Raw genomic sequence first — 20,463 nt, 5'->3', positions numbered from 1 at the left:
GTCACTTATCCACTCGGAGGGCGGAGTTGGGGCAGCTCGCGGCGCAGGCGCGCGCCGCTTCCTCGGCGCCGGGCGCCACGGCGACGGCGATGACCTTCGCGTAGCCCCACTCGTCGAGTTCGACCAGGTGGGGTGCGTGTTCCTGGCACAGTCCGTAGCCCTGGCAGCGGGTGGAGTCCAGCAGGAGTTTCACGGTGTTCCTTTCAGCACGGGCAAGCGGGGTACGACGCGTCGTCCATGGCCGCGTCGTCTGCGGCCGGGTCGGCGACCTCCGGTACGGCCACGGCGAGGCGACCCCCGTGGCCACGGCCGGGCAGGGCGGCGGCGCAGCGTGGACAGGGCTCCCGCAGGTGGGACCGGACGGATCCGGGGAAGGCGGTCAGCAGGCTGCCGGCGATGCCGGCGGCGGCGTCGAGCAGGCCGCACGCGCCGCGCCCGCGCAGCCCCAGCGACCACCGCTCCAACCGGGCGGGGGTGCCGGGCGGGGCGGCGCCCGCGGCGAGGGCGTACACGGCGTCGCGGACCGCCGCGGTGCCCGAGACGCAGACCCCGCACTGCCGTGCGCTCTCCGCCGCGAGGTGGCCCACGGCGTCGGCGGCGGTGCCCACCGGGCAGGCCCCGGCGGCGAGGAAGCGGATCGCTCCGCAGCCCAGTGCCGTGCCCGCCGCGGCGAGCGCGCCCGGTTCGAGGGGGAGGTCCAGGGCGCGGGCGTCGACGAGTCCGCCGAACAGGCCGCCCATCAGGGCTCCGGCCGGGTCGGGGCCGCCGAGCTCGGCGGCCAGCGTGCGCAGGGGGACGCCGTAGCGGACTTCGGTGAGGAGGGGGGCCGCGCTCCCGCCGGACAGCGTCACCAGGGTGGAGCGGGCGATCGACTGCCGGAGGCCGGGGTGGGCGGCGGTGAGGGCGATGCGGGCGAGCGTCTCGACGTTGGACACCAGGGTCGGTGCGCCGCCGACCCCGCGCTCGAAGGGGCGGGGCGGTTTGGCGGTGGGCAGGGCCGGGCCGCCGTCGATCCGGCGGACGACCGCGCTCTCCTCCCCGGCGACGTACGTGTGGGCGGTCTCGACGACCTCGACGGGAAGGTACGGCTCCCGTTTGGCGAGGGCCCGGCGGACGCGGTCGGCGGCCACCGGGTCCGAGAGGTAGACGTAGCCGCGTACGGCGCCGGTGACCGCGGCGGCGCGGGCGAGGCCGTCGAGGACCAGATGGGGCCTGGCGCGCAGCAGCCAGCGGTCCTTGACCGAACCGGGCTCGCCCTCCTCGCCGTTCGCCACCACCACCGGGGAGCCGCCGCGCTCGCGGACGGCACGCAGCTTGACGGCGGCCGGGAAGCCGGCCCCGCCGCGCCCGCGCAGACCGGATGCGGCGAGGTGGCGCAGCAGCTCGTCCGGGCCGGTGGCGTCGGCGTAGCCGCCGGTGGCGAGGTACGCCCCGGCGTCCTCCGCCGCGTCCGGCGCGGCTCCGAGCACGGAGCCCGGTGACGGCCCCGCTGGGAATCGGATCGTGGTCATCTGCTGTTTCCTGTACTGGAGTTGGCGCGCAGGGCCCGTACGGCGCCCTCGAGTGCGGCGCGGTCCACGGCGGTTCGGACGTATCCCGTTCCCGGGAGGCCGATGAGCATGCGGTGGTGGTCGAGGACCACCTCGCCGGCGAGCAGGGCGGCGGCCGGGCTGCCGCCCCTGCCGCCCTGCCCGGCGCCGTTGGCAACGGCGGTGACCAGCGCGGTGACTTCGGCCAGGTAGCGCAGCCAGTCGCGCCGGCTGCCGCGCAGGACCAGGCGCTCCAGGCGGCGCCGCTCCGAGGCCACCAGCTTCGGGGGCGGTTCGGGATCCAGGGGGTGGGTGGGCCCGGTGAGCCCGTTGGCCGCACTGGGCCCCGTACGCCCCGGACGGTGTGAGGAGGCGCGCAGGGCGGCGACCGCAGCGGGTAGTTCCCGCTCCGGTTCGGGGGTGAGCCCGAGCCAGTCCAGACGCCGACGACCGCTCATGCGTGCCTCCGGGAGGGGTGGGGGTGCCGCGAGCGACGGGCCGGTGACGGGGGACCGGGGGCGGGGTGGGATGCCCGGGGTTCACCGCGGGGGCGCCGATGGCGTGCGGCAGGGAGGGATGGAGTGGGGGTGCGGGCCCGGGCGGGTGCCCGGGCGGCGGGGCTGCATTCGGCCAGACAAAAGGCTCAGAAGAGGATGAACACCGGTGCAGCGACGAGAATTACGCTAGCTGACCGATCGGTCAGCGTACAAGTCTTGACCCGGCGGAAATCAGCCAGCAATCTGGCTGTCCAATCGGTCAGCAAGGCCTGGGTGTTCGCCCCGGCCCGCTGCCCACCGCTGTGCCGTCTCGCTGTCCGCCGCCGAGACCGATCGCCTCACCGCCGGTACGGAGGAGTCACCCGATGCACTCCAGAGCCCCCGAGAAGCCCCCGGCCGACCAGCCGGTCCCGCCCGACGAGCAGGTCCCGCCCGACCAGCCGGCCGCGGACCGCCAAACGGTCCCGGACGTCCCCGGGCCGGCCCTGTCGGCCCGCTACTACACCGATCCCGACACGGCCGCCGAGGAGATCCGGAACGTCTTCGCGAAGGCCTGGCAGCTCGTCTGTCACGAGTCCGACCTGCCGAACCCGGGCGCCCGGCTCGCCGCCACCGTCGCGGGCCGCGAAGTGCTCGTGGTCCGCACCGAGGACGGCGCCCTCGCCGCCCACCTCAACGTGTGCCGCCACCGCGGAACACGCCTGGTCACGGCCCCCGAACCGGCCGGCAAGGCGATCCGCTGCCCCTACCACGGCTGGACCTACCGCCTCGACGGAAGCCTGGTCGGAGCCCCGGAGGCGCGCCAGATCCCCTGCCTCGACAAGCCCGCGCTCGGCCTGTTCCCGGCCCGCGTCGAATCCTTCCTCGGCTTCGTGTTCGTCAACCTCGACCTCGACGCGGTTCCCCTGGCGCGGCAGTGCGCCGGGCTCGCCGAGGCAGTCGGCCACTACGCGGGCGCCGGACTGGTCCCGGTCGGCCGCGCACGGATCCACGACCTGGCCGGAGCCGAGGTGCAGGAGGCCAACTGGAAGGTGACGGTCGACAATTACCTGGAGGGCTACCACGTGCCGGTGGCCCACCCCGGCCTGATGCGGCTGCTCGACTACCAGGCGTACACCTGCGAGATCGAGGAGTCCTACGCACTGTTCGCCTCGCCCCTGAGGGACAAGCCGTCCTCGAACTGGGCCGAGCGCCTCTACCAGCGCATCGCCGCCCCCATGCCCGGCCTCGCCGAAGCCGACCGGCGGGTCTGGAGGTACGCGGTCATCTACCCGAACACCCTGATCGACTTCTACCCCGACCACGTCCTGGCCTGGACGGCGATCCCGACGGCGGTGGACCGGGTGGCCGTCCCCGGCGCGTTCTACACCCGGCGCGGCACGAGCCTGCGCACCCGCCTCGCCCGCCGCCTGAACATCCACATCGGCTGGATCACCAACGACGAGGACGTCGAGCTGGTCGCCCGCGTGCAGCAGGGGCTCTCCACCCCCGGCTTCGAGCCCGGCCCGCTGTCCCGCCGCGAGTCGGCGGTCGCCTGGTTCGCGGGCCGCATCCGAGCGGACCTGGCCGCAGGTGCCGCTCCCGCCGTCGCCCCTCCCGGCACCGATCCCGCCCCGGACGGCACCGATCCCGCCCCGGCCGACACCGAGCGCTGAACCACCCCTGAGGCACCTTTCGTTCACTCCCCGCCCCACGGCCCCCTACGGAGAGGACCCCGCATGTCCCCCGAGGCACACCCCCTGTCCAGACGCTCCCTCCTCCGCGCCGGCACCGCCGCCGCCCTCGGCCTCGCGGCAGCGGGCTGCGGATTCGCGTCCGATGACGATCCGGCCGGCAAAGCGGCCGGGGAGACGCCGATCGACGTCAAGGTCGACGGCGACCTCGTCTACTTCAACTGGGCCGACTTCGTCGACCCGGCCGTCTTCGAAGGCTTCGAGAAGGAGTACGGCGTCAAGGTCGTCCAGTCGAACTTCGACTCGATGGAAGGCATGGCCGCCAAGCTCAACTCCGGGAACCAGTACGACATCATCTTCCCCACGGCGAAATGGTCCCAACGCCTCGCCACCGGGGGCAGGTTGCGGACGATCGACCACACCCGGCTGAAGAACGCCGAGGCCGTGTTCGGCGGCTACGACTACTTCGCCGACCCCTGGTACGACCCCGGCTCCCGGCACACCGTGCCGTTCACCATGTACAAGACCGGCATCGGCTGGCGCCGCGACCGGCTCGGCGACCTGACCGGTTCCTGGGACGACCTGTGGAACGAGCAGGCCAAGGGCAAGGTCTTCGTGCTCGACGACCGCGACGAGGTGCTCGGCATGGGCGCGCTCAAGCTCGGCCTCGGCCTCACCACCGACGACCAGGACGAGCTCGCGCGCGTCACCGACACCCTGCGCTCGCTCCGCCCCCGCCTGCGCGGCTTCTCCAGCGACAGCTACAACAACCTGCTCAACGGCAATGCCGACATGACCCAGGCGTGGAGCGGGGACATGGCCGCCATGCTCGCCCAGGCGGAGGACCCCGCCGTCTTCGGCTTCGAAGTCGCCCGCGAGGGCGCCCCCGTCAACTCCGACTGCTACGCCATCCCCGCCAACGCGCAGCATCCCGGCACCGCGATGCTCTTCATCGACTACATGCTCCGCCCCGAGAACGTGAAGAAGAACATCGAGTACATCGGCTACCCCATGCCGGTCCGCGGCAGCGAGGACACGTACACCGCGCTCGTGGAGCCCTTCCCCCAGTGCCAGGTGACGGCGGCCGACCTCAAGGACGACCTCTACTTCCGCAACGGCACGGCGGAGGGCGAGCAGCACCGCGACGCCGCCTGGACCGCTGTGAAGGCCGGCTGACATGGCACGACCTGACCCCCGGGACCTACGGGAGGATCCCCGGGATCCGCAGGGCCGATCCGGCCCGGCCCGTCCGCCGCGCGGGGGACGGGCCCGGTCGGAGGCGAGGCTGTGGACCTGGTTCATGCTCCCCGGCACCCTGTGGATGACCGGCTTCCTCCTCGCCTCCCTGCTCCTGGTCGCCACCCTCGCCTTCGGCACCACCGACCCCCTCGGCAACCCGCGCTTCGGGCTCAACTTCGAGAACTTCGCCGCGCTCGCCGATCCGGCGTACCGCACCGTCCTGCTGCGCTCGCTCGGCTACGCGCTGATCACCTGCCTCATCTGCCTGGCCGTGGCCTACCCCGTCGCCTACGCCATCGCCCTGCGCGGCGGCCGCTTCAAGAACCTGCTGATCGCCGCGATCGTCGTCCCGTTCTTCGCCAACTACCTGGTGCGGATGTACGGCTGGTCCGTCGTGCTCTCCGACGACGGACCAGCGCTGAGGGCCCTGCGCGCGCTCGGCCTCGCCGACGGCGACACCAAGATCCTCCAGACCGGCCCGGGGGTCGTCGCCGGACTCGTCTACGGCTTCGTCGTCTTCATGATCATCCCGCTGTACGCGGCCATGGAGCGCATGGACACCTCGCTCATCGAGGCCGGACGCGATCTCTACGGCGGCCCCCTGAGGACCTTCCTCTTCGTCACCGTGCCCGCCACCCGCCAGGGCGCGGCCGCCGGCTGCGTCCTCGTCTTCCTGCCCGCCATGGGCGACTTCGTCAGCGCACAGCTCATGGGAGGCCCCGACCAGATCATGATCGGCAACCTGATCCAGGACAAGTTCTTCCAGGGCCAGAACTGGCCGCTCGGCTCGGCCCTGACCATCCTGCTGATGGGGGTCCTGCTGCTCGGGATGCTGGGCTACCTGAGGCGCACCCGCAAGGACGAGGCGGAGGCGGTCCGATGACCCCGCGCCGCCGCCGCGGAGCCGAACGCCGGCCCCGGTTCGCCATCGCCGTCACCGCGGTCTTCTTCGCGCTGCTCTACCTCCCCGTCGGCGTCGTCGTCCTGTTCTCCTTCAACGCGCAGAAGTCCCTCACCGTCTTCGAAGGGGCGAGCCTGCGCTGGTACGCCGCGTTCCTCCGCGACGACGCGCTCATCGGCTCGCTCGGCATGAGCCTGCGGGTGTCCCTGGTCGCCATGGCCGCCTCGCTCGTCCTCGGAGTGGCCCTCGCCCTGGGACTGGTCCGCGGCCGCGGCCGTCTCGGCTCCTTCGCGGGCCTGGTCATGCTCGTACCGCTGATCACCCCGGAGATCGTCACCGGCGTCGCCGCGATGATGCTCTTCAAGGGCCTCGGTATCACCCTGTCCACCGCCACCGTGATGCTCGCCGAGATCACCTTCTCCATCTCCTACGTCACGGTCATCCTGCGTTCCCGCATCGCCGCCCTCAACCCGGAGGTCGAGGAGGCGGCGATGGACCTCGGAGCCACCCGCCGACAGGCCCTGCGGCTGGTGACCCTGCCCGCGCTGCTCCCCGGCATCCTCGCGTCCGGGGTACTGATCTTCGCGCTGGTCTTCGACGACTTCGTCCTCGCCTACTTCACCACCGGCGTCGACCCGCAACCGCTCTCCGTCCGCATCTACTCGGCGATCAGGTTCGGCGTCCAGCCCACCATCAACGCCGTCGGCACCCTGATGCTCGTCGGCTCCATCGCCCTCATCGCGTTCGCCCTCGCCATCCCGCGCCTCTTCGGCCGCCGGGGCGGCCTCGACCTGCTCCCGGGGAAGTGACACCCATGCAGCACCCGAACCCCGATCCGCCCGCGGACGCGCACCCCGCCGTCCGCCTCGACCGGGTCGCCAAGCAGTACCGCAACACGGACGCCTACGCCGTCCACGACGTCACCCTCGACATCGCCCCGGGCGAGTTCTTCTCCCTCCTCGGCCCCTCCGGCTGCGGCAAGACCACCCTGCTGCGCATGACCGGAGGCTTCATCGACCCCACGGACGGCAGCGTCCTGCTCGACGGCGAGGACGTCACAGGTCTGCCGCCCAACAAGCGCAACGTCAACACCGTCTTCCAGAGCTACGCCCTCTTCGACCACCTCTCGCTCGCCGACAACGTGGCCTTCGGCCTCAAGCGCAGCGGCGTCCCCCGCGCCGAGATCCGCCAACGCGTCGGCGACATGCTGGACCTCGTACAGCTCGGGGAACTGGCCGGCCGCAAACCGCCCACGCTCTCCGGCGGCCAGCGCCAGCGCGTCGCCCTCGCCCGCGCCCTGGTCAACCGGCCCCAAGTCCTGCTCCTGGACGAGCCGCTGGCCGCCCTCGACCTGAAACTGCGCCGCAGGATGCAGGTCGAGCTCAAGCAGATCCAGCGGGAAGTCGGCATCACCTTCGTCTTCGTCACCCACGACCAGGACGAGGCCCTGACCATGTCGGACCGCCTCGCCGTCATGAACGAGGGCCGCATCGAGCAGTGCGGCACACCGGAGGACGTGTACGAACGCCCCACGAGCAGCTTCGTCGCCTCCTTCATGGGCACCTCCAACCTGGTCCCGGGGACCTACCGCTCCGGCCGTGTCCTCCTCGACCAGGGCCCCGCCCTGCCCGTCGGCACCCGGTCCGGCGTCCCCGACGGCAGCCGGGTCAGCCTCTCGATCCGCCCCGAGAAGATCTGGCTCTCCGGCTTCGAACCGGGCATGGCCCAGGTCAGCGGAGTCGTCCGGGAGACCGTGTACTCCGGCCCGACCACCACCTACCTCATCGAACTGGCCCCGGGCGTCACGGTGTCCGTCCTGGAGCAGAACACCGTCCGCTCCCGCATGGAGGACCGCTGGAGCGGCGGCGAGCGGGTCGAGATCGGCTGGAACCCCGAACACTGCCTGGTCCTCGACTGACCGCTCCCCCCAGAGCTCCGCTGCCATCCGGCACCGACCGAAGGAAGCACACCCATGAACCACGACGTCATCGTGCTCGGCGCCGGACTGGCAGGTCTCGCCGCCGCGCGCGACCTGGCCGCGGGCGGGGCCGACGTCCTCGTCGTCGAGGCCCGCGCCCGCGTCGGCGGACGCGTCGAGCAGACCACCCTCCCCGACGGCCGGCTGGTCCAGCTCGGCGGGGAGGTGGTGGGCCGGGCCCACACCGCCTACACCACCCTGGCGGCGGAGCTGGGCCTCACCCTGGTCCCCAGCTACGTCGCCGAGCCCGGCGCCCTCGTCCGCGCCACCCCCGAAGGGGTCTCGGCCACGGACCCGCCCCACTGGTTCGGCCCCGGCGACGACGCCTGCCATGCCAAGGTCACCGCCGCCTTCACGGGGCTCGCCACCACCGTCGACCCGGCCGACCCCTGGTCCCATCCCGAGGCCGCGCACCTCGACCGGCTGTCCGTCGGCGACTGGCTCCGCGCCCAGGGCGCCACCCCGGCCGTCGTACGCCTGTGGGAGATCGGCCAACTCGCCCTCGCCGACGGCTCGTGCGAACGGACCTCCCTGCTGGCGGCCCTCCGCAAACACGCCGCCGTACCCGGCACCGGCCACTACGAGTACGACGCGTGGGAGGGCCTGCGCGTCGCCGAGGGCTCGGCGACCGTGGCCCTGCGCATGGCCGAGTCCCTCGGCGGCCGGATCCGTACGGGCTCACCCGTCGAGGAGGTCGCGATACGGCGGCCCGGCCGCAGCTCCGTACGCCTGGCCGGCGGCGAAACCCTCACCGCCGCCGCCGTGGTCAGCGCCCTCCCGGCCGGCCCGCTCCGCTCGGTCGCCGTCACCGGGGTGTCCGACGAGCGGCTCTCCTCCCTGCACCGCCAACGCCACGCCCTCGCCGCCAAGTTCACCGCCGCCTACGCCAGACCCTTCTGGCGCGACCGGGGCCTCAGCGGCCTCTCCGAAAGCGAAGGGGTCCTCGGCAGCACCTGGCCGCAGAGCGAGGGCATCCTCTCCGCCCTCGTCCCGCCGGAACGCTACGGCGTCCTCCTCGGCATGCCCGCCCCCCTGCGCACCGCCGAACTGCTGGCCGACATCGCGCGCCTCTACGGCGACGAGGCGTACCGGCCGATCGCCACGTTCACCCGCATGTGGGGCACCGACCCGTGGACCCAGGGGTACGTCACCCAGTGGACCCCCGGAGACGTCATGGCCGTCGGCCCCCGGCACGGCACCCACGAACCCCCCTTCTACGTCTGCGGATCCGACCAGTGGGTGGCCGGCTACATGGAGGGCGCCGTCCGCACCGGACGCGCCGCCGCCGAGGAGGCGCTGCGCCGTGGCTGACACCGCGCACGACCCCGTGGAGCCCCCGCACCACCCTGTCGGGCCGCCCCTGCACAACCACATCGGGGGAGTGGACCGGCCCGCCGCCTCGGGCGCGACCATGACCCTCACCGACCCCGCCACCGGCCGCGTGCACCGCCACGCCCCGCGCTCGGGCCCCGCCGACACGGACGCGGCCTGCTTCGCCGCGGCGGCCGCGTACGGGCACTGGTCCACCACCACCCCGGCAGAGCGGCAGCGGGCTCTCCTCGGCATCGCCGACGCCATCGAGGCGCATGCGGAGGCCTTCACCACCGCCGAGACCGGGGACACCGGCAAGCCCGCCGAGCAGTTCCGGGACGACGAGCTGCCCGCGATCGCCGACGCCGTCCGCTACTTCGCCGGAGCCGCGCGGAACCTCCCCGGCGCCGCCGCGGCCGAGTACACCGAGGGCCGCACCTCCCTGCTGCGCCGCGAACCGGTCGGGGTCTGTGCCCAGATCACCCCCTGGAACTACCCGCTGATGATGGCCGCCTGGAAGATCGCTCCGGCCATCGCCGCCGGAAACACCACCGTGCTCAAGCCCGCCGACACCACCCCCTCCTCGTCCGTGCTCCTGGCCCGGATCGCCGCGGAACACCTGCCGCCGGGCGTGCTCAACGTCGTCTGCGGAGACCGCGACACCGGCCGCGCCCTCACCGCCCATCCGGCGGTCGCCCTGATCGCCGTCACCGGCAGCGTCCGGGCCGGACAGGAGATCGCGGCGGCCGCCGCGGCCGGCCTCAAGCGCGTCCACCTGGAACTCGGCGGGAACGCACCCGTCATCGTCCACGAGGACGTGGACGTGAAGGCCACCGCCGCCGCCCTCGCCGCGGTCGCCTACTACAACGCCGGCCAGGACTGCACCGCGCCCACCCGGCTCCTGGTCCACCACCGGATCCACGACGCGTTCCTCGCGGCCTTCGCCGCCGAGGCAGCCGGGCTCCGCGCGGGCGCCGACTTCGGCCCCCTCAACAACACCGCCCAACTGGCCTCCGTACAGGGGCTGCTGGACCGTCTGCCGCCCCATGCCGGGATCGTCACCGGCGGCAGCCGGCTCCCGCGCCCCGGCTTCTTCCACGAACCCACCGTCGTCGCGGGCGTCCGCCAGGACGACGAGATCGTGCAGGAGGAGATCTTCGGACCCGTAGTGACCGTCCAGCCCTTCGCCGACGAGGCCGAGGCCCTGTACCTCGCCGACGGGGTGCGCTTCGGCCTGGCCGCGAGCGTGTGGACCACCGACCACGACCGCGCGATGCGCGCCACCCGCTCCCTGCACACCGGAATCGTCTGGGTGAACACCCACGGCACCACGGTCTCCGAGATGCCCCACGGCGGAGTCAAACACTCGGGCTACGGCAGCGACCTCTCCCTGTCCGGTCTCCTGGACTACACCCAGGTCAAGCACGTCATGCTGTGAGCGGGGGCTCCGCCTCACCGGGGGCGGGGTCGTGACCGGGGTCGTCCAGGGCCAGGAGCGTCAGCGGTACGTTGCCGCGTACCGCCTGCGAGTAGGGGCAGACCGCGTCCGCCCGGTGCAGCAGCGGCTGGAGGTCCGCCGCCCGCCAGCCGGGGAGGCTGACGGTGAGGGCCACCGCGAGGCCGTAGCCGGCAGGCGTGTCCGTGGTGCCGAGCTGCACTTCGCACGCCACGCGCGCGGCGGAGGCGTCCGCCCCGAACTCGGCGGCGACCTCCGCGAGCGCGGAGGTGAAGCAGGCGGCGAAACCGGCCGCGAACAGCTGCTCGGGGTTGGTGGTGCCCGGGACCTTCTTGCGCGGCGGGGCCAGGCGGACGTCCAGGCGCCCGTCGTCGGTGCGGACGGATCCGGTACGTCCCCCGGCGGCGTGCGCGGTCGTCCGGTACAGGCTGCGGGTGAGTGGCGCGGTCATGGCGTACGGCCCATCTTGCTCGACGAGGACGCTGCCCGGGTGCGGACAGCGGAAGGCGCCGCTCGTGCGGCACCTCGCGCGTCGTCGTGCGTAACCGGGTACGGCGCATCTCGTCCGGGGCCTCGGGTCTCGCGTCGGCCGCCGGACAATCTAGCAACGCGGACGGCCCTCCGGGGCGCCGCCCGCGGTGACCCTCCTCACCCGCGGCCGGCCCCGTCGCGATCCGCGGACGCGGGCCGGTACCGGCTCCGGTACGCCCCCGGAGGCATGCCCTCCCACCTGTTGAAGGCGCGGACCAGGGCCGTCGCACCGCTCAGGCCGACGAGCGGCGCTATCCGGTCCAGCGGCAGGTCCGTGGTCTCCAGCAGCCGCCCGGCCCGGCCGTGGCGGGCGGTGTCGAGGAGCGCGCGCCACGAGGTGCCCTCCGCCTGCAGGGCCCTGCGCAGGGTCCGGACGCCGAGGCTGAGCTCCCTGGCGGGTCCCTCGATGACCGCGTCCGCGAGCGCTGCGCCCTCCAGCCACTGCCGTACGCGCTCGGCGACGGTCACCGCCGCGGACAGCCGGTGCAGGAGCCGGTCGGCGTAGGCCCGGTGCAGGGCGTTGAGCGCCGGGTCGTAGAGGGGGCGGCGCCGGTCGAGGTCCGCGTCGGCGACCGTGATCGCGGTCTCCGCGGCGCCGAAGGTGACGGGGCAGCCGAGGACGTGGGCGTAGGGCTCCGCCGAGCCCCGGCGGGGATGGGCGAACGACACGGCCACGGGCGCCCAGCCGTCGCCGGCGATCCAGCGGCCCGCCCGCACCATGCTGCTGACGATCGCCTCCACCCGCTGGGGGTGCATGGCCGCCGGGCCGGCGGCCGGCCGGTAGCAGACCCGGCCGACGCCGCCCTGGCGGTCCAGGGTCACCCGGCCCGACCGGCTCACCAGCGGGTGGTAGCGCTCGGCCGCCCGCGCGGCGTCCGCGAGGCTGGCGCAGGTGAGGACGAGGTGGCCCAGGATGTGCAGGCCCTCGGGCCTGATGCGGTCGCCCACGAGGAGCCCGGTGTGCGGGCCGGCGCCCACCGCTGCGAGTACTTCGTCCCACAGCGCGCGCACCTCGCCGAAGTCCGGCCGGTCCGTGGGGGAGGCCCGGGGAGCCGGCCCGCCGGCGCCCTCCGCCGTGGCGCTCAGGACGGCGAGGGCGTAGCACGCGGTGACGAGGGGCGGCTCGTTGGCTGACACGTCGGTCAGTCAATGCGGGCGCACCGTCCCCGTCAACACCGCCCGCGGGGCGGCGCCGGGTGCCGGTCCGGAGAGTCAACGCCTTGGCCGCCGGGGTGAATGACGGCGCCGCGGGCAGCTCCTAAGGTCGGCCTTCGGCCCTGGTCCGCGCCCCTGCCGGGCTCCTGTCGTGCCCGTGCGGCGCCCCTGCCGCGCCCTTGTCATGTCTTGTCATGAACGCATCGTGAAGGAGAGAGGGATGGGGATGAACCGACGAAGAGCCCTCGGGCGAAGCCGGTACCTGGTAACCGGCCTGGTCCTCGCGCTGGTCGCCCTGCTGCTCGGCCCCCAGGCCGCCGGCGCGGCGGCGGGCACGCGGTGGTGGGAGCCCGTGGCCCGCCCGGCCCCCGACTCGCAGGTCAACGTCGCCGGGGAGCCGTTCACCGGCACCGACGCCCAGGGCCGGGTCCGCGGATACGTCGACGGGCACGTGCACCTGATGTCCGATGAGGGCTTCGGAGGACGCCTGGTCTGCGGAAAGGTCTTCTCCCCGGCGGGGGCGGCGGACGCCCTCAAGGACTGCCCCGAGCACTACCCCAACGGCGTCCTCGCCCTCTTCGACATGATCACCAAGGGCGGTGACGGGCGGCACGACCCGACCGGCTGGCCGACGTTCCGCGACTGGCCGGCCCACGACTCCGCCACCCACCAGCAGACGTACTACGCCTGGGTGGAGCGGGCCTGGCGGGGCGGCCAGCGGATCCTGGTGAACGACATGGTCACCAACGGCGTCATCTGCTCCCTCTACTTCTTCAAGGACCGCGGCTGCGACGAGATGACCGCGATCAGGCTCCAGATCCAGAAGACGTACGAGCTCCAGGACCACGTCGACGCCATGTACGGCGGCGCCGGCAAGGGCTGGTTCCGGGTCGTCACGGAGCCCGACCAGGCGCGCAAGGTCATCCAGGAGGGCAAGCTCGCCGTGGTCCTCGGGGTGGAGGCCTCCGAACCGTTCGGCTGCAAGCAGGTGTTGGACGGCGCCCGCTGCACCATGGCCGACATCGACCGCGGACTCGACGAACTGCACCGGCTGGGCGTGCGCAGCATGTTCCTGTGCCACAAGTTCGACAACGCCCTGTGCGGCGTCCGGTTCGACTCGGGCACCCAGGGCATGGCCATCAACGTCGGCCAGTTCCTGTCGACGGGCACCTTCTGGAGCACGGAGCCCTGCCCCGGCGCCGAGCACGACAACCCGATCGGCTTCGGGCTCGCCGCCGAAGGCCACGAGGCGGGCCACGCACAGGCGGCCGCCGCCGCGACGGCCGAGGACACCGGAGCCTCCGGGGCCGATACCGAGGCCGAGGCCCGGATCCGGAGCGCCCTGCCGGAAGGCGTCGAACTGCCCGACTACGGCGCCTCCTTGCAGGCCGCCGCCGCGCAGTGCAACCGCCGGGGCCTGACCGCACTGGGCGAGTACGCGGTGCTGGGCATGACCAAGCGCAACATGATGCTGGAAATCGACCACATGAGCGTCAAGGCGGCCAACCAGGCGCTGCGCATGCTCGAAGCCGAACGCTACTCCGGCGTGCTGTCCACCCACGGCTGGATGGACGACAACTGGACCGAGCGGGTCTACCGCCTGGGCGGCTTCATCACGGGCCACATGTACGAGGCGCCCGCCTTCACCGCCGAGGCGCGCAGGCACGCCGCCCTGCGGGCCACGTACGGAGCCGGGTACGGGATCGGCACCGACATGAACGGCTTCGCCTGGCTCCCCGGCCCCCGGGCCGCGGCCGGGAACCCCGTCGTCTACCCCTTCCGCAGCCCCGACGGCGGCTCCGTCCTCGACCGGCAGGTCACCGGCTCGCGCGTCTGGGACGTCAACACCGACGGCGGCGGCACCCACTACGGCCTCGTACCCGACTGGATCGAGGACATCCGGGTCACCGGCGGCCAGGACGTGGTGGACGAGCTCATGCGGGGAGCCGAGGGATACCTGCGCACCTGGGAGGGAGCCGACGGCCACACCACCCCGTACGTACCGCTGGTCCGCGGCCACCGCCCCCACGCCGGCCACCTCGCCTCCTCACGCTCCCTGCCCGCCGGGTTCACCCACGAGGGGGTGTGGAAGGTGCTGCGGGACCCCGCGCCCGGCACGGTCCGGCTCTACGAGTGCAAGGTGGTGAACCACTCGCTGCTGACCCGCGACCCGGGATGCGAGGGCCAACAGCCCCTCGGCGCGGTCGGATACGTGTACACCAGCGCGGTGCCGGGATCGGTGCCCCTCTACCGGTGCTACGCACCCTCCGTGTTCGACCACTTCGTCTCCAACAGGGCCGACTGTGAAGGGCCTTACGTGAAGGAGGGCCTGCTCGGCCACGTCATGCCGGTGGCGGCCGCTCCGTAGCGACCGGCCCGTCAAGCGGGGGGCAGGGCCTGTTCGGACCAGACGGTCTTGCCCCCCACCGTGTAGCGGCTGCCCCAGCGGTGCGAGAGCTGGGCGACGATGTACAGGCCGCGGCCGCCTTCCTCCTCGCTCCTCGCACGCCGCATCCTCGGCTGGGTGTTGCTGGAGTCCGAGACCTCGCACGTGAGGGTGTCCGCCCGGATCAGCCGGAGCCGGACCTGACCACCGGCGTGGCGAATGGAGTTGGTGACCAGCTCGCTGACGATGAGCTCCGTGCTGAAGGCGAGCTCGTCGAGGTCCCAGGCGGTCAGCTGGTCCAGGACGAGTCGGCGCGCGTCGCCGACGACCGCCGGGTCGGCGTCGAGCACCCAGGTCGCGACGGAGGCGTCGTCCACCGCCCGGGTACGGGCCAGCAGGAGGGTGACGTCGTCCTTCAGCCGGCCCGGCGGCAACCCTTCCACGATGTCGTGCCGGGCCTCGCGCAGCGGCCGGCCCAGTACGTCCGCGCGCAGCAGGCGCTCCGCCAGGTCGCGCATTCCCTCGTCGACGTCCCCCGCTCCGCGTTCGATCAGGCCGTCGGTGTACAGGGCGAGGACGCTCCCCGGAGGCAGATCGCGTTCGACCGGCTCGAAGGGCCAGCCGCCGACCCCCAGGGGCGGCCCGGGGCTCAGCTCGACGTACTCCACGGTTCCGTCCGGGCCGACCACGGCCGGCGGCGGGTGTCCGGCGCTCGCCATGACGCACCTGTGGGTCACCGGGTCGTAGACGGCGTACAGGCAGGTGGCACCGGCCGGTCCGCCGCGCAGCAGCGTGCCCGCCTCGCCGTCCTCCGAGTCCTCGCTCTCCGCCTCGGCGGCGACCTGCAGGACCATGTCGTCCACGTGCGCCAGCAGTTCCTCGGGTTCCAGTTCCAGGTCCGCCATCGCCCGTACGGCGCTGCGCAGGCGCCCCATCATGGCCGTGGCGTGCAGCCCGTGACCGGCGACGTCCCCGACCACCAGGGCGACCCGGGCCGACGACAGGGGGATGACGTCGAACCAGTCGCCGCCCACTCCGCTGTCCGCGTCGGCGGGCAGGTAGAGGCCGGCGGCCTCCAGCGCGGGCGTTTCCGAGGTGGCCGGCGGCAGGAGGCTGCGCTGCAGGCCCACGGCCGTGCGGCGTTCCTTGGTGTACCGCCGCGCGTTGTCCACGGCGACGGCCGCACGGGCGGCGATCTCCTCCAGAAGCACCAGGTCGTCCTCGACCAGCGGGGGAGCGTTCCCCGTGCGCCAGAGCGTGATCCGTCCGAACCTGATGCCCCGCACGCACAACGGCGCCGTCATCGCCGAATGCGCACCCGGTACGGCCGTGGCCCACTCCGGGGCGGCGTCGCCCGGGGGCGCGGTGGGACGGGTTCCGAGCCCGGTGACCAGCTCTCCCCGGCACTCCCGCACCAAGGGTCCGGCCGGCTCGGGCGCGCCCGCCGCGAGGGGAGCGGCGAAGCGGGCCGTACCCGTACGCAGCACGTCCGCGTCCGCTCCGGCGACGGCCATCCGGATGAAGGGCCGCGCGGGATGCCCGTCAGCGGCCGGCTCGCCGCCGGTCAGAACGGTCTCCGCGAGATCCACCGCGGCACAATCGCCGAAGGCGGGCGCCAGGATCTTGACCAGGTCCTCGACGGTGCGCAGGACGGACAGCGAACCGCCCAGCGCGCCCGTCGCGCGGTACAGCAGGTCCAGGCGCCCGCGCGACCGCTCGTGGTCGGTGACGTCCGTGAACACCGCCGCCACACCCATCGGACGGGCGTCGGGTTCCTGCAGCCGGAACGCCTGGATGGTCACGACCCGGCCGCCCCTCGAGTCGTCCAAGGTGCGCGCGGTCGCGTTGAAACCGATCAGGGGGCTCCCGCTGCGCAGCACCTCCCGCAGCCGGTCGTCGATGATCCGCGCGTCCTCGGCCCACAGGAAGTCGGCGAGGCGCCGGCCCCTCAGGTCGACGGGCACCCCGGTGTACGGCAGCAGGTGCGTGTTCGTCCGGAGCAGGCGCAGGTCCGCGTCGAAGACGGCCAGGCCCACGCGGCCCTGCAGGAACAGTTCGTGCGTGAAGGCGTGGTCCTGCCGCCAGCGGGCGACGAGCTCCAGGGGTGCGCCGAGTACGAGGCAGCGGGCCTGGTTCCCAGAGGCGCCGTCGTTCAGCGGAACGACGCGGAAGCCGATCTCGACCTCGCCTCCCGCCCCGTGCCGCAGCACGGCCCGGCCCTCCCACCCAGCCGCTGCGCCCTGCCCGCCCTGCCCGCCCTGAGCCAGAACCGCTGCCCAGCTGCCCGCGTCGGCCAGGAGCTCCCGCGCCGGCCGTCCGCACACGTCTGCGGACCGGCGCTCCAGCAGGGCTTCGGCGGCCGGTGTCCAGGCGACGACGGTCCCGGCACCGTCCAGCAGCGCCGCGGCCGTGTTGGTGACAGCGAAGGGATAATCCTGGTTGCCCTCAGTGGCGCGCATGCGTGCCCATCTCGTCCGCCGGTCCCGCTGTGCCCATGCTGGTCGAAGTCCGCAACGAGGGCCAGGGGCGCTACGCCATCCGGTACCGGCTCACGGGTGTCAGCCGTCAGCGGAGGCCTGGGCGTCCCGGTTCTCCCCGGATCCGACACGGTCGGGCCGATTCAGCCACTCGTAGACGCCGGTGGCGAGCACCCCGCAGGCCGAGGGGACGGCCAGAGACCGGTGCCCGCCCCGGATGTGACTCCGGGGCGGGCACCTTCCGGGCTGCTGGGGGACGGGGCCCCCGGGGCGGTGCCGGCCGGTCTCAGAGGAGGGACACCCGGTACTTGGCGAGGGCCTCCGGCACCGGCTGGTAGAACGTCGTGCCGCCGACCGAGCAGTTGCCGCTGCCGCCGGAGGTGATGCCGAGCGCCTTCGTACCGTCGTACAGCGCGCCGCCCGAGTCGCCCGGCTCCGCGCACACGTTGGTCTGGATCATGCCGCGCACCGTGCCGCCGCCGCTGTAGTGGACGGTGGCGTTCAGGGCCGTGACCGTACCGCTCTTCGTGCCGGTGGTGGAGCCGCTCCGCTTGACGGGCTCGCCCACGTAGGCGTTGGCGGCGGTGAAGCCGCCGGGGTGGCTGAGCGAGGCGTTGTCGTAGCGGACCAGCGCGTAGTCGTTGCCCGGGAAGCTGGACCCGACGGTGGGGCCGATCAGCGTGCTCTGGGCGGAGTTGGTGTACCAGGTCTTGACCACGTTGCCGCAGTGGCCGGCGGTCAGGAAGGAGTACGTGCTGCCGCTGACGACGTTGAAGGCGGCCGAACAGCGGTAGCCGCCGCCGTAGATGGCATCACCCGGACCCAGGAGCCGGGTGAACTTCCCCGGGGTGCGCTCGATCCGCAGCGCACCCGCCTCGGCCCCCGCCGCCCTTCTGATCTTCGCGAGGTCGGCTGCCGAGACCGTGCTGTCGGCCGTCACGACGACCCGGCCGGCCGCCTGGTCCACGTGCCATGCGGTGCCGCCGACCTCGGCGCCCAGGACGGCCTGGTCGACCTTGGCCAGCTGCGTCGCCCCGAAGGACTGCGGGGCGGCTGCCTGAGCGGTGGGCAGGGTGAGCGCGGCGGCCGTCAGCAGGCCCGTGGCCACGGCGGTGAAAGCGGCTCGCCTTGCTGTGCGGGTGGGGGAACTGGTGCGCGTGATCCTCACTGATCTCCTCCTCGGAGCGTCGGGGCCCGTGGGGTTGGGGGCCCTGTGAGGCGCATTCAGGGATTGGCGTGTCCCTGACAGGCGCTGCCAGTGAAGTATGTGGAGGCGCGCCGTCGCGCACAAGACTGCCGCCGACGGAGGTCGTCCGCCCGGCCCGCCCCGCGTGCACGTGGCCGAGAAAAGCCCATGGCGCCTAGGGGGTTCTCAGTGCAATTTCACATTGCTATGTTACGCGTCACTGCCTCATCCACCCCTGCCGCCCTGTCAGGAGACCTCGTTGCGCGCTCCCGGATCCGTCCGTACTTCCCTGCTCACCGCCGCGATAGCGGCGACGCTCGCCCTGTCCGCGCTCCCCGCGGCCCAGGCCGCCACCGTGCCCGCCCCGGCATCCGCACCCGCTGCCGCGGCGAAGGCGGGACCCGCGCCGGCCAAGTCCAAGTCCGCGTCCGGCCGGGACAAGCACGACCGGGTGGAGCGGGCCGCCACCGCCGCGAACGCCACCCAGGCCGCAGGCGGCGGCTCCTGTCATTCGCCGAAGTGCAAGGCCGAACTGGAGGCGCGGCTCTTCCCGTACACGTACACCTACGACAAGGGCGCGCTCAAGGTCCGCACCGCGCTCGACCGGGCCACCGTCGACCAGCTCTACTACGCGAGCAAGCAGGTCAAGACGCAGTTCCACCGCGTCCTCGGCACCGACCAGCCGCTCGCGGGCGACACCAACGCCAGCCTCAACATCGTGCTCTACGCCTCGCGCGCCGACTACGTGGCCTACCAGCCGGTCCTCACCGGTCTGAGCACCGACAACGGCGGCATGTACATCGAGTCCACGGCGACCTTCTACACCTACCAGCGGCGCGTGCCCCAGGACTCCTCCCTGACCCTGGAAGAGCTGTTCCGCCACGAGTACGCCCATTACCTGAACGGCCGGTTCGCCGTCCCGGGCACCTTCGGCTCCGGCGCCTGGTACAGCGGTGACCGGACCACGGCGATGGACGAGGGGACGGCGGAGTTCTTCGACGGCGCCACCCGCGACGACGGGATCGCGGTGCGCAAGTCCCTGGTCCAGGGGGTCATCGAGGACACGGCGACCGGCGGCCCGCGGATGTCCGTGGACCAACTCCTCCACGCGACCTACGCCGGGGACGGCTTCCGGTTCTACGACTACGCCGGCACCTTCTACGAGTACCTGTGGCGGGACAAGCCCTCCGAACTCCAGGCCATGTACCGGTTCCTGCGGTCCAACGACGTCACCGGCTTCGACGCCTGGCGGGGTCGCCTCGGCGCCGACGCGGCGGTCCAGAGCGGCTACGACGCCTTCCTCGACGAGCAGATCGCCAAGGTCGGCGAACTGTACGTGCCGAACACGGCGTTCCAGCCCACCGGGACCCTGACCCATGACACCGCGGCCCAGGTGCAGTCGGCGCTCACCGCGGCGAGCGGGACCACGCCGCAGTGCACGGACACGGGCGCCGCCGGCACCAACCGGCGATTCGTGTGCACCGGGCAGCTGACGACCGCGCTGAGCGGCGCGACCAACCCGGACCTGGTCTTCAAGGACATGTCCGCTGCCGCCGACAGCCGGCTGATCGAGCGCGCCCTCGGCAGCGGCACCAACTTCCAGGACATGAACTGCTGGTTCGGACCGGCCGCGATCGCGGGCAGCGCCGGCACCTCGCCCTACACCTGTGAGGGCCCGCTGCGGGGCTGATCTCCGCCCCGCGACCCGGCAGGGACGTCAGCGCCGGACCATCAGTCCTCGCTGCATGGTCACGACCACCGCGTGGGTCCGGTCGCTGACGTCCGGTTCGGCGCATACCCGTAGCGGGTGGGCTTGCGAACCAGCAGGCTTGTCCACCGGCCGGTGGACTCGGTGCACCCCGGGGCGACCCGCCGCTACCGGCAGGCGGGCTTCCTGCCCCACCCGCAGATGCGCATGGTCGGCACCGTCGACCGGTCCCGCGGGTCGGCCGCGGCGAGTCCGAGCCGGCTCCGTACCTGGTCGGCGGCCACTTCCTCTGACGGGCGCGGGCGCGCGTCGCAAACCCCGGCCGCCTAGTGGCGAAGGTGAGTGCGGCGGCCAGGGCAGTGGGGGCGATGAGTCGGACGTTGCTTCGTTGCACGGTGTCCTCCTGGGAGTGGGGAGTGGGGGAGAGCCGGGCTGG

15 protein-coding genes, 1 pseudogene and 1 riboswitch are annotated in these 20,463 nt (G+C 73.1%); of the genes and pseudogenes, 9 read left to right on the top strand and 7 right to left on the bottom strand.

Annotated features, from left to right (window positions below; genetic code table 11):
• Position 1: 1 nt before the first annotated feature.
• From ACODT5_RS19685 to ACODT5_RS19675, 3 genes are read right to left on the bottom strand one after another with little or no spacing between them, the layout of a single operon-like run.
• A complete protein-coding gene (locus ACODT5_RS19685; RefSeq protein ID WP_422520625.1) occupies positions 2-193 on the bottom strand; it encodes a ferredoxin in 192 nt (63 codons plus the stop codon).
• Between the two features lie 10 nt (positions 194-203).
• The gene (locus ACODT5_RS19680) at positions 204-1,511 is read right to left on the bottom strand and encodes an NADH-ubiquinone oxidoreductase-F iron-sulfur binding region domain-containing protein (RefSeq protein WP_422520624.1); all 1,308 of its coding nucleotides are present in this window, start codon (positions 1,509-1,511) and stop codon (positions 204-206) included.
• The gene (locus ACODT5_RS19675; protein ID WP_422520623.1) at positions 1,508-1,987 is read right to left on the bottom strand and encodes a hypothetical protein; all 480 of its coding nucleotides are present in this window, start codon (positions 1,985-1,987) and stop codon (positions 1,508-1,510) included. Before ACODT5_RS19675 ends, ACODT5_RS19680 begins: the two co-directional genes overlap by 4 nt.
• Positions 1,988-2,391: 404 nt before the next feature.
• Between ACODT5_RS19675 and ACODT5_RS19670 the strand changes: the two genes are divergently transcribed.
• The 7 genes from ACODT5_RS19670 (at position 2,392) to ACODT5_RS19640 (ending at position 10,566) form a co-directional block, all read left to right on the top strand.
• A complete protein-coding gene (locus ACODT5_RS19670) occupies positions 2,392-3,681 on the top strand; it encodes an aromatic ring-hydroxylating oxygenase subunit alpha (RefSeq protein ID WP_422520622.1) in 1,290 nt (429 codons plus the stop codon).
• A 63-nt stretch (positions 3,682-3,744) separates the two neighbouring features.
• Positions 3,745-4,875 (top strand): polyamine ABC transporter substrate-binding protein, encoded by a 1,131-nt coding sequence (locus ACODT5_RS19665; protein WP_422520621.1) that lies wholly within the window; start codon positions 3,745-3,747, stop codon positions 4,873-4,875.
• Positions 4,876-4,999: 124 nt separating this feature from the next.
• The gene (locus ACODT5_RS19660; protein ID WP_422520620.1) at positions 5,000-5,821 is read left to right on the top strand and encodes an ABC transporter permease; all 822 of its coding nucleotides are present in this window, start codon (positions 5,000-5,002) and stop codon (positions 5,819-5,821) included.
• Positions 5,818-6,648, top strand: coding sequence for an ABC transporter permease (locus ACODT5_RS19655; RefSeq protein WP_422520619.1), 831 nt, complete (start codon positions 5,818-5,820; stop codon positions 6,646-6,648). The genes ACODT5_RS19660 and ACODT5_RS19655 overlap by 4 nt, the downstream gene beginning before the upstream one ends.
• A 5-nt stretch (positions 6,649-6,653) precedes the next feature.
• Positions 6,654-7,757, top strand: coding sequence for an ABC transporter ATP-binding protein (locus tag ACODT5_RS19650; protein ID WP_422520618.1), 1,104 nt, complete (start codon positions 6,654-6,656; stop codon positions 7,755-7,757).
• A 54-nt stretch (positions 7,758-7,811) separates the two neighbouring features.
• Positions 7,812-9,128, top strand: coding sequence for a flavin monoamine oxidase family protein (locus ACODT5_RS19645; RefSeq protein WP_422520617.1), 1,317 nt, complete (start codon positions 7,812-7,814; stop codon positions 9,126-9,128).
• 100 nt (positions 9,129-9,228) lie between these two features.
• Complete coding sequence (locus ACODT5_RS19640; RefSeq protein WP_422524966.1) at positions 9,229-10,566, top strand: aldehyde dehydrogenase family protein; 1,338 nt, start codon at positions 9,229-9,231, stop codon at positions 10,564-10,566.
• Here the strand turns inward: ACODT5_RS19640 and ACODT5_RS19635 are convergent.
• Positions 10,556-11,035 carry an Ohr family peroxiredoxin gene (locus ACODT5_RS19635; RefSeq protein ID WP_422520616.1) on the bottom strand — a complete coding sequence of 160 codons (480 nt, stop codon included), beginning with the start codon at positions 11,033-11,035 and terminating at the stop codon, positions 10,556-10,558. The genes ACODT5_RS19640 and ACODT5_RS19635 overlap by 11 nt on opposite strands.
• Positions 11,036-11,110: 75 nt before the next feature.
• Positions 11,111-11,174, bottom strand: a riboswitch (guanidine-III (ykkC-III) riboswitch).
• 58 nt (positions 11,175-11,232) lie between these two features.
• Positions 11,233-12,252 (bottom strand): AraC family transcriptional regulator, encoded by a 1,020-nt coding sequence (locus tag ACODT5_RS19630; RefSeq protein ID WP_422520615.1) that lies wholly within the window; start codon positions 12,250-12,252, stop codon positions 11,233-11,235.
• Between the two features lie 244 nt (positions 12,253-12,496).
• On the opposite strand from ACODT5_RS19630, the gene ACODT5_RS19625 reads away from it, so the two are divergent.
• Positions 12,497-14,638 (top strand): hypothetical protein, encoded by a 2,142-nt coding sequence (locus ACODT5_RS19625; protein WP_422520614.1) that lies wholly within the window; start codon positions 12,497-12,499, stop codon positions 14,636-14,638.
• Positions 14,639-14,649: 11 nt separating this feature from the next.
• Here the strand turns inward: ACODT5_RS19625 and ACODT5_RS19620 are convergent, their stop codons facing one another.
• Positions 14,650-17,115 (bottom strand): ATP-binding SpoIIE family protein phosphatase, encoded by a 2,466-nt coding sequence (locus ACODT5_RS19620; protein WP_422520613.1) that lies wholly within the window; start codon positions 17,113-17,115, stop codon positions 14,650-14,652.
• Between the two features lie 304 nt (positions 17,116-17,419).
• Entirely contained in the window at positions 17,420-18,301 is an 882-nt protein-coding gene (locus ACODT5_RS19615; RefSeq protein ID WP_422520612.1) for a S1 family peptidase, read from the bottom strand.
• 538 nt (positions 18,302-18,839) lie between these two features.
• On the opposite strand from ACODT5_RS19615, the pseudogene ACODT5_RS19610 reads away from it, so the two are divergent.
• Positions 18,840-20,009, top strand: a pseudogene (locus tag ACODT5_RS19610) (collagenase); the annotation flags it as partial.
• Positions 20,010-20,463 lie beyond the last annotated feature (454 nt).

The organism is Streptomyces tatrensis, from assembly GCF_049310065.1.
GTDB lineage: Bacteria > Actinomycetota > Actinomycetes > Streptomycetales > Streptomycetaceae > Streptomyces.
Note: the sequence above shows the minus strand (reverse complement) of the source record. Positions and strands in the feature narration are given on the sequence as shown.

Coding starts and splice junctions, on each gene's coding strand:
- ACODT5_RS19680 (WP_422520624.1), bottom strand. CDS start 1,511: ATGACCACGATCCGATTCCCAGCGGGGCCGTCACCGGGCTCCGTGCTC.
- ACODT5_RS19675 (WP_422520623.1), bottom strand. CDS start 1,987: ATGAGCGGTCGTCGGCGTCTGGACTGGCTCGGGCTCACCCCCGAACCG.
- ACODT5_RS19670 (WP_422520622.1), top strand. CDS start 2,392: ATGCACTCCAGAGCCCCCGAGAAGCCCCCGGCCGACCAGCCGGTCCCG.
- ACODT5_RS19665 (WP_422520621.1), top strand. CDS start 3,745: ATGTCCCCCGAGGCACACCCCCTGTCCAGACGCTCCCTCCTCCGCGCC.
- ACODT5_RS19660 (WP_422520620.1), top strand. CDS start 5,000: ATGCTCCCCGGCACCCTGTGGATGACCGGCTTCCTCCTCGCCTCCCTG.
- ACODT5_RS19655 (WP_422520619.1), top strand. CDS start 5,818: ATGACCCCGCGCCGCCGCCGCGGAGCCGAACGCCGGCCCCGGTTCGCC.
- ACODT5_RS19650 (WP_422520618.1), top strand. CDS start 6,654: ATGCAGCACCCGAACCCCGATCCGCCCGCGGACGCGCACCCCGCCGTC.
- ACODT5_RS19645 (WP_422520617.1), top strand. CDS start 7,812: ATGAACCACGACGTCATCGTGCTCGGCGCCGGACTGGCAGGTCTCGCC.
- ACODT5_RS19640 (WP_422524966.1), top strand. CDS start 9,229: ATGACCCTCACCGACCCCGCCACCGGCCGCGTGCACCGCCACGCCCCG.
- ACODT5_RS19635 (WP_422520616.1), bottom strand. CDS start 11,035: ATGACCGCGCCACTCACCCGCAGCCTGTACCGGACGACCGCGCACGCC.
- ACODT5_RS19625 (WP_422520614.1), top strand. CDS start 12,497: ATGAACCGACGAAGAGCCCTCGGGCGAAGCCGGTACCTGGTAACCGGC.
- ACODT5_RS19620 (WP_422520613.1), bottom strand. CDS start 17,115: ATGCGCGCCACTGAGGGCAACCAGGATTATCCCTTCGCTGTCACCAAC.